The sequence below is a fragment of the Arthrobacter sp. NQ7 genome (genome assembly GCF_029581595.2).
GTDB classification, from domain to species: Bacteria; Actinomycetota; Actinomycetes; order Actinomycetales; family Micrococcaceae; genus Arthrobacter; species Arthrobacter phenanthrenivorans_B.
In genome coordinates this window covers 367,030-381,799 of record NZ_JARFXU020000002.1, presented here as the reverse complement: position 1 = coordinate 381,799, position 14,770 = coordinate 367,030, and the positions used below count along the sequence as shown (strand labels likewise).

The following is a 14,770-nucleotide window of genomic DNA, read 5'->3' as shown; positions in this document are numbered from 1 at the left end:
GCGCAGGGAAAAGAGTGAAATTCATCACATGATCGACCGGCCGCCCCTGATCGCCGCGTTCCGCCGCCGGGCCACCCCGCTGGATTTTAGGCCTATAAATGGCACAGCGGCTAGAATGGTGGAAGGCGCCCTGTGCAAAGGGCCGAATCCGTCGTGCGTTCCAGTTGGAAATGTCGCGATACAACAGCTGACTCCACTGAATCGAGCCATTACGCATGTCTGAAACCACCACCAACACCGCGGTAGCCACTGCATCGCGCAGTGACCTGCGCAACGTCGCGATTGTGGCCCACGTTGACCACGGCAAGACCACCCTGGTCGACGCCATGCTCAAGCAGACCAACTCCTTTGCCGAGCACAACCACCTCGAGGACCGCGTGATGGACTCCGGTGACCTGGAGCGCGAAAAGGGCATCACCATCCTGGCCAAGAACACCACCGTGGCCTACAACGGTCCGTCCTCCAACGGCGAGACCATCACCATCAACGTCATTGACACCCCCGGCCACGCCGACTTCGGCGGCGAGGTTGAGCGCGGCCTGTCCATGGTGGACGGCGTTGTGCTCCTCGTCGACTCCTCCGAGGGCCCGCTGCCCCAGACCCGCTTCGTGCTCCGCAAGGCCCTCGCCGCGCACCTGCCTGTCATCCTGCTGGTCAACAAGACCGACCGCCCCGACGCCCGCATCGACGAAGTGGTGCACGAGTCCATGGACCTGCTCCTGGGCCTGGCGTCCGACCTTGCCGACGAAGTGCCGGACCTGGACCTGGACAAGGTCCTGGAAGTACCCGTTGTCTACGCCGCCGCCAAGGTAGGCCGCGCCTCCCTGGAGCAGCCGGCCAACGGCTCCGCCCCGGACAACGAAGACCTTGAGCCGCTGTTCAAGACCATCATCGAGCACATCCCGGCTCCCACCTACAACCCCGAGGGTGTCCTGCAGGCGCACGTCACCAACCTTGACGCCTCCCCGTTCCTGGGCCGCCTTGCCCTGCTCCGCATCTACAACGGCACGCTCCGCAAGGGCCAGCAGGTCGCCTGGGCCCGCCACAATGGTGAGCTGAAGACCGTCAAGATCACGGAACTGCTTGCCACCAAGGCACTGGAGCGCGTTCCGGCCGAATCCGCCGGTCCCGGCGAGATTGTCGCCGTCGCCGGTATCGAGGACATCACCATTGGTGAAACCCTCACCGACGTCGAGAACCCGCAGCCGCTGCCGCTGATCACCGTGGACGACCCCGCGATCTCCATGACCATCGGTATCAACACCTCCCCGCTGGCCGGCAAGGTCAAGGGCGCCAAGGTCACCGCCCGCCAGGTGAAGGACCGCCTGGACAAGGAACTGATCGGTAACGTCTCCATCAAGGTTCTCCCCACCGAGCGTCCCGACGCCTGGGAAGTCCAGGGCCGTGGCGAGCTGGCGCTGGCCATCCTCGTGGAGCAGATGCGCCGTGAAGGCTTCGAACTGACCGTCGGCAAGCCCCAGGTGGTCACCAAGACCATCGACGGCAAGATCCATGAGCCCATGGAGCACATGACCATCGACGTGCCCGAGGAATACCTGGGTGCCGTCACCCAGCTCATGGCCGCCCGCAAGGGCCGGATGACCAACATGGCCAACCACGGCACCGGCTGGTGCCGCATGGAGTTCATCGTTCCGGCCCGTGGCCTGATCGGCTTCCGCACCCGGTTCCTCACCGACACCCGCGGTGCAGGCATCGCAGCCTCCATCTCCGAAGGCTACGAGCCGTGGGCCGGCCCCATTGAGTACCGCACCAACGGTTCCATGATCGCCGACCGCGCCGGTGTTGTTACCCCGTTCGCCATGATCAACCTGCAGGAACGCGGCTCCTTCTTCGTGAAGCCGACGTCCGAGGTCTACGAGGGCATGATCGTGGGCGAGAACTCCCGCGCGGACGACATGGACGTCAACATCACCAAGGAAAAGAAGCTCACCAACATGCGTGCAGCTTCCTCCGACAGCTTCGAGAACCTGACCCCGCCGCGCGAGCTCACCCTCGAAGAATCCCTGGAATTCGCCCGTGAGGACGAGTGCGTCGAGGTGACCCCGGAGGCGATCCGCATCCGCAAGGTCATCCTGGACACCAACGAGCGCGCGAAGGCCAACCGCGCCCGCGCCAAGGCATAACAACGCCCTGAACGCACGGAATGCCACCGGCTTCGGCCGGTGGCATTCCGCGTTTAAGTTCGCGGCTGCGCGGTGAAACGCAGTCAGGCCGGCAGCGGCAGTCCCGGCGCGGTGGGCCCTACGCCGGGCGCGCCGCGCGGCGCGGGGGAGCGGGCGGGACTTCCTTGGCAGCCACAACACGCCCGAGCGGAATGACGACGTCGGCCTGCCGGGTCCGGACGGTGCAGGAACCGGCGTCACACGCCAGCAGATGGCCCAGGGCGTCCGTGAAGCCCTCGTCAAGGCGGTAGCGCACCACCACCCGGGTTCCGGGCGCGGCCGACGACAGGAACAGGACGGGCGCGGGGACGGGCTGACTCACCAGTTCATACTAGGGACCCCGGCTAGGTTCGCGGTAACGGGCTGGGAGATAATAGGCTCAGATGTCAACAGTCCGGCCATGCCGCCGGATGCAAGAGCCGGCGGGACGCCGGAACCCAACGTGGAGAGGCCAGGGACGTGACGTACGTAATCGCGCAGCCGTGTGTGGATGTTAAGGACAAGGCATGCATTGAGGAATGCCCGGTCGATTGCATCTATGAAGGCGAGCGTTCGCTGTACATCCATCCGGACGAGTGCGTCGACTGCGGCGCCTGCGAACCGGTCTGCCCTGTGGAGGCCATCTACTACGAGGATGACACCCCGGAGGAATGGGCCGACTACTACAAGGCCAACGTCGAGTTCTTCGACGACCTTGGTTCCCCCGGCGGCGCGGCCAAGATCGGCAACACGGGCAAGGACCACCCGATGATCGCCGCCCTGCCGCCGCAGAACCAAGACCACTGACCGGACGGAAAGTGACCGCAGCAGTGAATTCCTTTGGCCTGGACCTGCCCGACTACCCCTGGGAGGCCATGGCACCGTACCTGGCCAAGGCGTCGGAGCACCCCGGCGGAGCCGTAAACCTCTCCATCGGGACGCCCGTTGATCCCACGCCGCAACTGGTGCAGGACGCCCTGAAAGCCGCTGCGGATGCTCCCGGTTATCCCACCGTGCACGGCACCCCGGCGCTGCGCGAGGCCATTGCCGGCTGGTTCGAGCGCCGGCGCGGCGTGTCCGGCCTGGATCCCCGGAACATCATGCCCACCGTGGGGTCCAAGGAACTCGTTGCGTGGCTCCCGCTGCTGCTGGGCCTCAAGCCCGGAGACGTCGTCGTCCGTCCAAAGGTGGCCTACCCGACGTACGACATCGGCGCCACCCTGGCCGGCGTCAGGTCCGTTGCCACGGACAACCTGGACGAACTCGATGACGCCACGCGTTCACGCGTCCGCCTTATCTGGGTCAATTCGCCCGGCAACCCCACTGGCAGCGTCCGCGATGCCGCATCACTCAAGTCACTGGTGGACCAGGCGCGTGACCTCGGCGCCGTGGTGGCCTCGGACGAATGCTACGCAGAGCTCGGCTGGGGCGGCTGGGACGTCCAGCGCGGCGGCCAGCGGGTCCCCAGCATCCTTGATCCCCGCGTGGCCGGCGGGTCGCACCAGGGCCTGCTGGCCGTGTACTCGCTGAGCAAGCAGTCCAACCTCGCCGGCTACCGCGCCGCCTTCGTGGCCGGCGACCCTGACCTGATGCCCAACCTGGTCAACAGCCGCAAGCACGCCGGCATGATCGTCCCCTACCCGGTCCAGGAAGCCATGCGGGTGGCCTTGGGCGACGACACCCACGTCGAAGCCCAGAAGGACCTCTACCGGGGCCGGCGGGAACGGCTGGTTCCAGCGCTGCTGGACTTCGGCCTGGAGATCAAGGATTCCGACGCCGGCCTCTACCTGTGGTCGACGGCGGGCGAGGACACCTGGGAAACTGTGGCGCGCCTGGCGGGCCTCGGGATCGTGGTGGGCCCCGGTGTCTTCTACGGCGACGCCGGCAACGGCTATGTCCGGGTGGCACTGACCGGATCCGATGAACGCATCGACGCTGCGGTTGAACGGCTTGCGGGATCCGCTTCCTGAGGACACGTAACAATAGTGTGACTCGCCCCACATCCGGCGTGTTTTAGGCGGGATTGGAAGCCCCCGGATTAGTGACACCCGGCAAGGAGCGGTACTTTTTAAGTGACGATCAATGGTGGCTTTCTACAAGAAGGCAGCCCGGGTGTTGGAACCTGTCTCCTCAGGCTTCGGGCGCGGCTCACCTGATATTGGATCAAGCTTTCGACAGAGGCCGAAGACGCCTCATGAAGGGGACTCCATGACTGAGACCAACAATGCTGCGACCCTGCTCCATGCAGGTGGGGAGCTGAAGCTCCCGCGCATCCAGGTTGTTGAAGGGAACGAAGGTTACGACGTCTCCAAGCTGCTGAAGCAGACTGGTGCTGTCACGTTCGACCCCGGCTTCATGAACACCGCAGCAACCACCTCGGCGATCACCTACATCGACGGCGATGCGGGCATCCTGCGCTACCGCGGATACCCCATCGAGCAGCTGGCGCAGCACTCCAGCTTCCTCGAGGTGTCCTACCTGCTGATCTACGGCAACCTGCCCACGCCCACCGAGCTGGACGAGTTCGACCAGAAGATCCGCCGCCACACCCTGCTCCACGAGGAGCTCAAGGGCTTCTTCGGCGGCTTCCCGCGCGACGCGCACCCCATGCCGGTGCTGTCCTCGGCCGTGTCTGCGCTGTCCACGTTCTACCAGGACTCGCTGGATCCGTTCAACGCCGAGCAGGTGGAGGTGTCCACCATCCGCCTGATGGCCAAGCTGCCGGTCATCGCCGCCTACGCGCACAAGAAGTCCATCGGCCAGCCCATGCTGTACCCGGACAACTCCATGAACCTGGTGGAGAACTTCCTGCGCCTGAGCTTCGGCCTGCCCGCCGAGCAGTACGAGCTGGATCCGGTCATCGTCAAGGCCCTGGACCTGCTGCTCATCCTGCACGCGGACCACGAGCAGAACTGCTCCACCTCCACGGTCCGCCTGGTGGGTTCCTCCAACGCCAACCTCTTCGCCTCCGTTTCGGCCGGCATCAACGCCCTCTTCGGCCCCGCCCACGGCGGCGCCAACGAGGCCGTGCTGAAGATGCTCCGCCAGATCCAGGCCGAGGGCCTCAAGCCCGAGGACTACATGGAGAAGGTCAAGAACAAGGAGGACGGCGTCCGCCTCATGGGCTTCGGGCACCGGGTCTACAAGAACTACGACCCGCGCGCCAAGATCGTCAAGGCCACGGCCCACGAGATCCTCAGCAAGCTCGGCGGCAACGACGAACTCCTCGACATCGCCATGCGCCTGGAAGAGAAGGCGCTGAGCGATGACTACTTCATCCAGCGCAAGCTCTACCCGAACGTGGACTTCTACACCGGCCTGATCTACAAGGCCATGGGCTTCCCGGAGAAGATGTTCACCGTGCTGTTCGCCATCGGCCGCCTCCCGGGCTGGATTGCCCAGTGGCGCGAGATGATCAGCGATCCGAACACCAAGATCGGCCGCCCCCGCCAGCTGTACATCGGCGAACCGGAGCGGGACTACCCCGTCCGCTGACACGACGCTTCAGGGCCATGACGACGACGGCCGCCCACCTTCCACAGGTGGGCGGCCGTTTCGCGTTGAGACACCATCGACTGCCGCGTACTTGTCGTTTTGAGGCTCCATAACGACAAGTGGTGAGCAATCGATGGGGAGGGCAGGGTCAGGAAGCGTAGCCCTGGGGGTTGTTCTTCTGCCAGCGCCAGTGGTCCTCGCACATCTGGTCCACGGTCTTGGTGGTGGACCAGCTCAGGTCCGCCAGGGCCGAGGTGGCGTCCGCCCAGAATGCGGGAAGGTCTCCGGCGCGGCGGCCGGTGATCTCGTAGGGGATCGGTTTGCCCACGGCCTTCTCGAAGGAACGGAGGACCTCAAGGACGGAGGAGCCCTTGCCCGAGCCCAGGTTCCAGCGGAACACGCCGGTCCGGTCCGCGATGTGGTTCAGCGCCGCGACATGCCCTTCCGCCAGGTCCACCACGTGGATGTAGTCGCGCAGGCAGGTGCCGTCCGGGGTGTCGTAGTCGCCGCCGAACACCATGAGCTTCTCGCGCCGGCCCACGGCGACCTGGGCGATGAACGGCACCAGGTTGTTGGGGATGCCCTGCGGGTCTTCGCCGATCCGTCCTGAGGGGTGGGCGCCCACCGGGTTGAAGTAGCGCAGCAGTGCTATGTGCCAGCGGGGATCGGCTGCGCCGAGGTCGGAGAGGATGTCCTCGATCTGTTCCTTGGTGCGGCCGTAGGGGTTGTTGGCGCCGATCTCCATCTTTTCCACGTACGGGATGGGGTTGTGCTCGCCATAGACCGTGGCCGAGGAGCTGAAGACGATGGAGCGTACCTCATGCCGGTCCATGACCCGGATCAGGTTCAGCGTGCCTACAAGGTTGTTGTAGTAGTACTTCAGCGGCTCCTGCACCGATTCCCCCACAGCTTTGAGCCCGGCGAAGTGGATGACGGCGTCGATGGCCGCGCCGTCAAACACTTTTTCGACGGCGGCCTCGTCCACCAGGTCCACGTGGTGGAACTCCGCGGTCTTGCCGCTGAGTTCCGCCACGCGGCGCAGCGACTCCTCGCTGGAGTTGACCAGGTTGTCGATGACGACCACGTCGTGGCCGGCTTCCTGCAGGGAAAGAACAGTGTGGGAACCGATGTACCCGGTGCCCCCCGTTACCAAGATTTTCATGCCTCAACGCTATCCCACGGGAAGCGGTCCCCGCCCCTGTGTCCCGGATGGCGGGCGGTCCCGTGCGGCAGTGGAGCACAAGTGTGCTAATAAGAATGGTGCCCAAAATAGTAGACGCCGGTGCCAGGCGGCAGGATGTGGTCCAGGCGGTCCTCCGCATTATCGCTGTTGACGGCTTGGAGCGGGCCTCCCTGCGGGAAGTGGCCGATGAGGCAGGGCTGGCCGTGGGTTCGGTCCGGCATTACTTCGCGGGCAGCGAGGAACTCCTGGCGTTCACGTTCGGCACGGTGGTGGACCGGGTGGTTGGCCGGCTGGAGGCCCTGTTGCTGCCGGTGCAGGAGGCCGCCCGGGACAGCCCTGGGCAGCGCGAGGCGGTGTTAACCCTCCTGGGCGGCATGCTCCCCCTTGACGAGGAATCAGCGGTGGAGGCCTGCGCCTGGCTGGCCTTCAAGAACGCGGCCCGCATCAGGCCGTTCCTTGCCGCGGAAGCCGACCGCAGCCACCGGGAGGTCGCCGCCATCGTGGGCGCAGTGGTTGCCTCCGTGCTGCCCGGTGATGAGCCGCAGGAGAACCTGGTGGTGGAAGCCGAACGGCTCCTGGCCACGCTGGACGGGCTGTGCATGCATGCCCTGCTGCAACCTGGCTGGATGACGGCCCGCATGTGCCGGGACGTCCTGGAACGGCACCTGGACGGCCTGCCGCGGTAAGGAACTGATCCGTCCTTCCCCCGGTCCTGGCACTACCGCGGATAGGCTGCGGGAATAGACTGATAGCCGGTATGCCGGACGGGCGCGTGGCGCCCGGCAGAAGTGGGCCAGGGAAGGACTTTGGATGCAGTACGCAGGCGGTTCAGGATGGCAGATCACCACCGATACGTCCGGACCGATGATGATTGCGCTCTACGTCCGGGACGCCGCCGGCCTCAATGGTGTGGGCCGCCCGGTACTATCGCATACGGCGCCCAAGATCCGGCCGGCCGACCACACCCACCTGACCTCCGACGTCGGTGGCCTCAGCGCGCTGAAGACTGAATGGGAGGCGTGGTGGGAGCAGCTGGTCAAGGCCCACCCGCATATGGCGCCGGAGCTTTCACCGCCCAGTTTCGAGGCCTTCGGCAACTCGCCGGCACTCCAGCGGGTGCTCCAGGCCCACTTCGGTGCAGCCCTGACCTGGGCCAGGGAACGCCGGAGCGAGTACGCCGAACTTGAAGCCGAACGCGTGGCCACTGGAACTGACCAGTTGCTGGGCGAGATGGTGGACGACAGGCTGATGGAAGTGGGCCGGGACTCGCGCGACTTCACGCTGACCATCATCGAGCTGCCGCTGGATGAGCAGCGCGCCTGGTACCTGGAGCCGGACAAGATCATCATGAGCCAGGAGCTCATGGGCCAGCCCGAACTGTTCCGCAGCTATGTCCAGCCGGTGCTGGAGATCCTGGTCTAGCGCCCCGCACGGCAGGACGACGGCGGCACTCAGCTCCCGCCGTCGTCCTTGCGCACGGTGATGCGCACTTGGCCGCTGGCCGCGCCGGACTCCTGCCAGCCGTCCTCGCCCGTCCTGCGCCAGGTGTGGCCGGCGGCCTCCACCTGGGTCACTGACAAGTCCTTGGCGTTGGCTACCGCCCACTGGGCAACCGACCATGCAAACGCCCCGTCTGCGTCCACCACCAGGGCGGTGCCGTCCACCCGCGCGTCCACGCCGCCGTACGCCTGCTCAAGCTCGGTGGCAACGGTAGTGGTGTTCCCGCCGGCCGTGGCGGAGCGAAGAGTGCACTGGACTCCGGCCGGGGTCTGCCCGGTAAGCCCGGACGCGAACGCGCGTCCCATGTCCTCGTGCTGGGCGTACGCCTTGGGGTAGGCGGACCGCTGTACCCGCTGGGCGGCGTCGGTGATGTCCAGCGTCTCATAGCCCGGGATCTTCAATAGCGCGTCATAGAAGGCGTTGACGGCATAGTAGGGATCCATGATCTGCTCTTCGGTGCCCCAGCCCTGGGACGGGCGCTGCTGGAACAGGCCGCGCGAGTCAGGGCCCGCCTGGTCACCGTGCTCGATGTTGCGCAGCTTGGATTCCTGCATGGCGGTGGCCAGGGCGATGGTGGCCGCACGCGGGGGGAGGCCCCGCCGCACGGCCGTGGCCGTGATCAGGGCTGCGTTGGCTGCCTGGTCCGGTGCCAGTTCCCCGCTCCGGCCGGCCGCCGAAGCAGTGCAGCGTTCCGAAACCAGCGTTTCGGAACGCTGCACGAAGTACACGGCTGTGTAGATTCCGCCTGCCAGCAGGGCAAGGGTGAGCAGCAGCACCGCCAGGCGGCGCAGGCCGCGCCTTCGCGCCACAGACAGAGATGCCACGCAGGGATCAGTTGGCGTGCAGGGCGTCGTTCAGTTCCACGGTCTGTCCCTTGCGGGGGAGTGCCTCCACGGCGCCCGTGGTGGAGTTGCGGCGGAACAGCAGGTTGGGCACGCCGGAAAGCTCGGCGGCCTTGACGATCCTGGTGGTGTCCTCGCCCACTTCGTCCTTCGGGCCGGGGACCCGGACGCGGGTGCCGGCAGTGACATACAGTCCCGCTTCCACCACGGAGTCATCGCCGATGCTGATGCCGACGCCGGAGTTCGCGCCGAGCAGCACGCGCTCGCCGATGGTGATCTTCTCCTTGCCGCCGCCCGAGAGGGTGCCCATGATGGAGGCGCCGCCGCCGACGTCGCTGCCGTCGCCGGTGACGACGCCCGCGGAAATGCGGCCTTCCACCATGGAGGTTCCCAGGGTTCCGGCGTTGAAGTTGACGAAGCCCTCATGCATGACGGTGGTGCCGGCCGCGAGGTGCGCACCCAGGCGGACGCGGTCGGCGTCGGCGATGCGCACACCGCTGGGAACCACGTAGTCCACCATGCGCGGGAACTTGTCGATGCCGTAGACGGTGACCGCGCCGCGGCGGCGCAGCCGTGCACGCGTCAGTTCGAAGCCTTCGACGGCGGCCGGGCCGAAGTTGGTCCATACGACGTTGGGAAGCTTGCCGAAGATGCCGTCCAGGTTGATGGTGTTGGGCTGGACCAGGCGGTGCGAGAGCAGATGCAGCCGGAGGTAGGCGTCGGCGGTGTCCGCGGGGGCTTCATCGAGGTTGATCTGGACAAAGACCACCTTCTGCTCGGTGCCGCGGTCTTCGTCCCTGCCGTTTTCGGCGATGCTGGTCAGGGTCTCGTCGGCGTTCTCCACGGAGCGGAGGTTCCCGGCCGCGACGCCGAGTGCCGGTGCGGGGAACCAGACATCCAGGACGGTGGCCTCGCTGCCGGAGGTGGCGATGGTGGCCACGCCAAAGCCGTAGGCGGAGCGGTCATCAGCGGAGGAGGTCAGGGTTTCGGGCACAGCGGAAGAAGCGGTCTCAGTCATGTGCCCCAGTCTATCGAGGGCCGGGCAGCCGGTTCGAACTAGACTGGCTTCGTGACTGCCGAAACCGCGCCCGAATCTGCCGTGACCACCCTCGACCTCCGCCAGGACGTGGCGTTGTTGACCGCAGCGCTGATGGATATCAACAGCGTCTCGGGCAATGAGCAGCAGCTCGCCGACGCCGTTGAAACCGCATTGCTGCAGATTCCGCAGCTGTCCGTGGTCCGTGACGGCGACGCCATCATTGCCCGTACCGAGCTTGGCCTGGGTGAGCGCGTCATCCTTGCCGGCCACCTGGACACCGTCCCGCTGCCCCTGACGGAGGGCTCCCGCGGCACAGTCCCCTCAACGTGGGACTCCGGAGTTCCGGGCGACGGCGTCCTCTACGGCCGCGGTGCCACGGACATGAAGGGCGGCGTGGCGGTCCAGCTGGCCCTGGCCGCAGGCCTGTTCGACGGCGGCACGCAGCCCAAGCGGGACGTCACCTTTGTCTTCTACGACCATGAAGAAGTGGAGGCGGTCAAGAGCGGACTGGGCCGCCTTGTGCGCAACCATGGGGACCTGTTGGACGGTGACTTCGCCATCCTTTTGGAGCCCACGGACGGCACCGTGGAGGGTGGCTGCAACGGCACCAGCCGGTTCGAGGCGAGCACGGTGGGGGAAGCCGCGCACTCGGCCCGCGCATGGATGGGCAGCAATGCCATCCATGCCGCAGCACCGATTCTGGCGCGCCTGGCCGCCTACGAACCACGGACCATCAACGTTGACGGACTGGACTACCGGGAAAGCCTCAACGCCGTGAAGATCAACGGCGGCACCGCGGGCAACGTCATCCCGGACCGCTGCGTGGTGGAGATCAACTACCGGTTCGCGCCGGACAAGACGCCGGACCAGGCCGAAGCCCACGTCCGGGAACTGCTGGCCGGCTTCGATGTCGTCCGCACCGACGCCGCCGCGGGAGCCCGTCCCGGACTGCAGCACCCGGCCGCCGCCTCCTTCGTGGCCGCCGTCGGAGCCGAGCCCAAGCCTAAATACGGCTGGACCGACGTCGCCCGTTTCAGTGAGCTGGGTATCCCGGCGGTGAACTTCGGACCCGGAGATGCGCTGCTGGCGCACAAGGACAACGAGCATGTCCACGCCGACGCCATCCGCAAGTGCCTCGCCGCGCTGCAAAGCTGGCTGTCCTCCTGACGCATGACGCATGACGCGAAAAGGTCCGGAACCCGTGGGGGAGTTCCGGACCTTAATCGTTGCCTGAGGCGTTGCTGCTAGGGAGCAGCAGCCTCCAGGACATCGGGTTCCGCTTTCGCCGTACCGCCGGCAGCCTTCTTGGAGCCGCGGCGCTCGATCCACACCGCCAGGCGGGATACCGAGATGTTGATGGCGATGTAGATGGCCGCCGCCACAAAGAAGATGGGGAACAGGTACTGGGTACCCAGGAAGTCCGCCATGACCTGTACGGCGCGCAGCAGTTCGCCGTACGCCACGATGTAGCCGAGGGATGTGTCCTTCAACAGCACCACCATCTGCGCCACGAGCGAGGGCATCATGCGCCGGATCGCCTGCGGCAGTTCGATCAGCATGCGTGACTTGTAGCTGGTCAGGCCGATGGCAAGGCCAGCTTCACGCTGTCCCTTGGGAAGGGACTGGATGCCGGCGCGGATGATTTCGGCGAATACGGCCGCGTTGTACAGCACCAGGCCGGCCACGACGGCGATGAAGGCGGAGGTGCCGAAGCCCAGCAGGATGAAGAGCATCATCAGGACCACCGGCATGCCCCGCAGGAACTCCAGGATGACCCGCATCGGGACGCGGATCCAGGCGGCATCGGAGATGCGCAGCAGGCAGAGCAGCAAGCCCAGCGGGAAGGCGATGACTGCCGCCAGTGCCGCGGCGGACAGGGTGGACCCGAGCCCGTTCCCGAGCAGGCGCCACACGTCCGCGCGGGTGAAGATCTGCCAGCGGCGCGCCTCGAAGATGCCCTGCTGCCCAAGGGTCAGGACGATCCAGGCCAGCAGGCCGAGAATCAGCAGGCCGCCGATGATGGAGGCAATGAGGGAGAACCGGCGCGCTTTGGGGCCGGGAACGTCGTAGAGAACCGAGCTCATCGGGCAATCGCCACCTTTCGTTCCACCGTGTTGGCGAGGATTCCCAACGGAACGGTGAGGAGCAGATAGAAGAACGCCGTGCCGAGCAGGACGGTGATGACGGCGTCGCCGTTGGCGTTGGCCAGCTGGCGGCCATAACCGAACAGTTCGAGGACGAAGAACGCGCCGGCCACGGAGGAGTTCTTGACCAGGGCGATCAGGATGTTGATGAGCGGCGGAATCACCGTCCGCAACGCTTGGGGGAGGATGATGAGCGAGAGTACCTGGCCGAACTTCATGCCGATGCTGCGGGCTGCCTCGGCCTGGCCGACGGGAACGCTGTTGACACCCGAGCGGACAGCTTCGGCGATGAACGCTGCGGTGTAGGTGCTGAGGGCGATGATCGCTGCAACCTCGAACTGCTCGAACTTGACCCCGATGCGGGGGAGCACGATTGCTGCGAAGAAGAACGCGATGGTCAGCGGGGTGTTGCGGAGTACCTCCACGTAGACGGTGCTGAAACCGCGGAGCGCCGCGACCGGGGAAACGCGTGCCGCGGCCAGCAGGGTGCCAAGGATCAACGCGAAGATACCGGAGACGACGGACAGGAAAAGTGTGCGGAGAAAACCCTCCCAGTACAGGGGCAGGTTTTCAATGATGACGTCCATAAGATCCTTCGGCTGTATGCGTGGACGGATGAAGGCGGCGCTGCCGGGGCCGTGGTCAGGCCCCGGCAGCGTTGCGGACGCTACTTAGTAACGGTCGATGGCGGGAAGGCTGGGAGCGGTCTTGATGACCGAACCGGCGGTGGCTTCCCAGGCCTTCTTGTAGGAGCCGTCCTTCTCGAAGGACTCCAGCTGGTCGTTGATCCAGCTGCGGAACTCGGTGTCGCCCTTCTTCAGGCCGATGCCGTAGGGCTCCTTGGTGAAGGTTTCATCCGACGCCAGCTTGAAGGCATCCGGTTCCTTGTCGACGAAGCCGGCGAGGATCACGTTGTCCGTGGTGACAGCCTCAACCTGCTTGTTGCGCAGCGGCTCCAGGCAGGCGGAGTATGTGGCGGCCGGGACCAGTTCCGCGCCGTACTTGTCCACGATGGTGGCAGCGGGGGTGGAGCCGGTCACGGAGCAGACCTTCTTGCCCTTGACGTCCTCGGGCTTCTTGATGGTGTCGTTGTCCTTGTTCACCATGAGGGCCTGGCCGGCTTCGTAGTACGGGCCTGCGAAGTCCACAACCTGCTTGCGCTTGTCGCTGATGGTGTAGGTGGCGATGACGATGTCCACCTTGCCCTGCTCGATGAAGGGCTCGCGGTTGGCCGACACAGTCTCGGACCACTCGATCTTGTCCGCGGCGATGCCCAGCTTGGCGGCGATCAGCTTGCCGATTTCAACGTCGAAACCGACGGGCTTGCCGTCCAGGCCCACCTGGCCGAACAGCGGCTGGTCGAACTTGGTGCCGATCTTGATGGTGCCCGCAGAGGACAGCTTCGCCATGGTGGTTCCGGCAGCGAAGGACGGCTTCTCCACCGGGCTCGGGTTGCTGGAGCCGCCGGAGTCGCCTCCGCCGCAGGCGCTGAGGGACAGGGCAAGGGCAGCGGTAGCTGCCACGACGAAGGACTTCCGCCGGGACATAAATGCCTTCATGACATTCCTTTCATTGATGGCCGTGGGTATCCGGCCTGGATGCGAACTGACGTGTGGTTGTTCGGATAAGTCAGTGGGTGAGGAGCTTGGACAGGAAGTCCTTGGCGCGGTCGCTCTTCGGGTTGGTGAAGAACTCCTCCGGGGTGTCATCCTCCACGATCTGGCCGTCGGCCATGAAGACGACGCGGTCGGCCGCCTTGCGGGCGAAGCCCATCTCGTGGGTTACCACGATCATGGTCATGCCTTCCTTGGCCAGCTGGACCATGACATCGAGGACCTCGTTGATCATTTCGGGGTCCAGCGCGGACGTCGGCTCGTCGAACAGCATGACCTTCGGCTTCATTGCCAGGGCCCGCGCAATCGCAACACGCTGCTGCTGGCCACCGGAGAGCTGGGCCGGCAGCTTGGGGGCCTGGTGGCCCACGCCCACGCGTTCCAGGAGCGCCATTGCGTCCTTTTCCGCCTCGGCCTTGGAAACGCCTTTGACCTTGATGGGCCCGAGGGTCACGTTTTCAAGGATGGTCTTGTGGGCGAACAGGTTGAACGACTGGAAGACCATTCCGACGTCGGCGCGGAGCTGGGCGAGTTCCTTGCCTTCCTCGGGGAGGACTTTCCCGTCGATGCTGATGGTTCCGCCCTCAATCGTTTCCAGGCGGTTGATGGCCCGGCAGAGGGTGGACTTACCGGAGCCTGAGGGCCCGATGACCACAACAACCTCGCCCTTGCGGACCTGCAGGTTGATGTCCTTCAAAACGTGCAGCTGGCCGTAATGCTTGTTAACGGCGTTCAGGGAGACGAGAGCATCGCCGGGCACATGAGTATCCATAGGAACGAATCTAGCGAACA

Annotated in this window: 15 protein-coding genes; 7 read left to right on the top strand and 8 right to left on the bottom strand. The window is 65.6% G+C overall.

What is annotated here, in order from left to right; genetic code table 11:
• The first annotated feature begins 215 nt into the window (after window positions 1-215).
• Entirely contained in the window at window positions 216-2,144 is a 1,929-nt protein-coding gene (gene typA, locus PUN71_RS04555) for a translational GTPase TypA (RefSeq protein WP_043452732.1), read from the top strand.
• 118 nt (window positions 2,145-2,262) lie between these two features.
• Here typA and PUN71_RS04550 read toward each other — a convergent pair whose 3' ends face one another.
• Window positions 2,263-2,505 carry a putative acetyltransferase gene (locus tag PUN71_RS04550; protein WP_277797489.1) on the bottom strand — a complete coding sequence of 81 codons (243 nt, stop codon included), beginning with the start codon at window positions 2,503-2,505 and terminating at the stop codon, window positions 2,263-2,265.
• Between the two features lie 137 nt (window positions 2,506-2,642).
• Here PUN71_RS04550 and fdxA point away from each other — a divergent pair, with 137 nt between their 5' ends.
• The 3 genes from fdxA (at window position 2,643) to PUN71_RS04535 (ending at window position 5,657) form a co-directional block, all read left to right on the top strand.
• Window positions 2,643-2,969, top strand: a complete 327-nt coding sequence (gene fdxA, locus PUN71_RS04545; RefSeq protein ID WP_013601705.1) for a ferredoxin — start codon at window positions 2,643-2,645, stop codon at window positions 2,967-2,969.
• A gap of 11 nt (window positions 2,970-2,980) precedes the next feature.
• A complete protein-coding gene (gene dapC / locus PUN71_RS04540; RefSeq protein WP_277797488.1) occupies window positions 2,981-4,132 on the top strand; it encodes a succinyldiaminopimelate transaminase in 1,152 nt (383 codons plus the stop codon).
• Window positions 4,133-4,370: 238 nt separating this feature from the next.
• Window positions 4,371-5,657 carry a citrate synthase gene (locus tag PUN71_RS04535; protein ID WP_018768605.1) on the top strand — a complete coding sequence of 429 codons (1,287 nt, stop codon included), beginning with the start codon at window positions 4,371-4,373 and terminating at the stop codon, window positions 5,655-5,657.
• Between the two features lie 148 nt (window positions 5,658-5,805).
• Here PUN71_RS04535 and galE read toward each other — a convergent pair whose 3' ends face one another.
• Entirely contained in the window at window positions 5,806-6,819 is a 1,014-nt protein-coding gene (gene galE / locus PUN71_RS04530) for a UDP-glucose 4-epimerase GalE (RefSeq protein WP_277797487.1), read from the bottom strand.
• A gap of 98 nt (window positions 6,820-6,917) precedes the next feature.
• Between galE and PUN71_RS04525 the strand changes: the two genes are divergently transcribed.
• On the top strand, window positions 6,918-7,526 hold the full coding sequence (locus PUN71_RS04525) for a TetR/AcrR family transcriptional regulator (RefSeq protein WP_277797486.1): 609 nt from the start codon (window positions 6,918-6,920) through the stop codon (window positions 7,524-7,526).
• 124 nt (window positions 7,527-7,650) lie between these two features.
• On the top strand, window positions 7,651-8,262 hold the full coding sequence (locus tag PUN71_RS04520; protein WP_043452739.1) for a hypothetical protein: 612 nt from the start codon (window positions 7,651-7,653) through the stop codon (window positions 8,260-8,262).
• Between the two features lie 29 nt (window positions 8,263-8,291).
• On the opposite strand, the gene PUN71_RS04515 is transcribed toward PUN71_RS04520, so the two are convergent.
• Window positions 8,292-9,149, bottom strand: coding sequence for a transglycosylase SLT domain-containing protein (locus tag PUN71_RS04515; RefSeq protein WP_277797528.1), 858 nt, complete (start codon window positions 9,147-9,149; stop codon window positions 8,292-8,294).
• A 22-nt stretch (window positions 9,150-9,171) separates the two neighbouring features.
• Window positions 9,172-10,200, bottom strand: coding sequence for a 2,3,4,5-tetrahydropyridine-2,6-dicarboxylate N-succinyltransferase (gene dapD, locus PUN71_RS04510; protein WP_277797485.1), 1,029 nt, complete (start codon window positions 10,198-10,200; stop codon window positions 9,172-9,174).
• A gap of 51 nt (window positions 10,201-10,251) precedes the next feature.
• On the opposite strand from dapD, the gene dapE reads away from it, so the two are divergent.
• A complete protein-coding gene (dapE, locus tag PUN71_RS04505) occupies window positions 10,252-11,388 on the top strand; it encodes a succinyl-diaminopimelate desuccinylase (RefSeq protein WP_277797484.1) in 1,137 nt (378 codons plus the stop codon).
• Between the two features lie 77 nt (window positions 11,389-11,465).
• Here the strand turns inward: dapE and PUN71_RS04500 are convergent, their stop codons facing one another.
• The 4 genes from PUN71_RS04500 to PUN71_RS04485 all read right to left on the bottom strand — a co-directional run bounded on the left by PUN71_RS04500 (window position 11,466) and on the right by PUN71_RS04485 (window position 14,750).
• Window positions 11,466-12,305 (bottom strand): amino acid ABC transporter permease, encoded by an 840-nt coding sequence (locus PUN71_RS04500; RefSeq protein ID WP_043452746.1) that lies wholly within the window; start codon window positions 12,303-12,305, stop codon window positions 11,466-11,468.
• Window positions 12,302-12,952, bottom strand: a complete 651-nt coding sequence (locus PUN71_RS04495) for an amino acid ABC transporter permease (protein WP_277797483.1) — start codon at window positions 12,950-12,952, stop codon at window positions 12,302-12,304. Before PUN71_RS04495 ends, PUN71_RS04500 begins: the two co-directional genes overlap by 4 nt.
• A gap of 84 nt (window positions 12,953-13,036) precedes the next feature.
• A complete protein-coding gene (locus PUN71_RS04490) occupies window positions 13,037-13,924 on the bottom strand; it encodes a glutamate ABC transporter substrate-binding protein (RefSeq protein ID WP_043452749.1) in 888 nt (295 codons plus the stop codon).
• A 70-nt stretch (window positions 13,925-13,994) separates the two neighbouring features.
• Window positions 13,995-14,750, bottom strand: a complete 756-nt coding sequence (locus PUN71_RS04485; protein WP_043452751.1) for an amino acid ABC transporter ATP-binding protein — start codon at window positions 14,748-14,750, stop codon at window positions 13,995-13,997.
• Window positions 14,751-14,770: the final 20 nt, after the last annotated feature.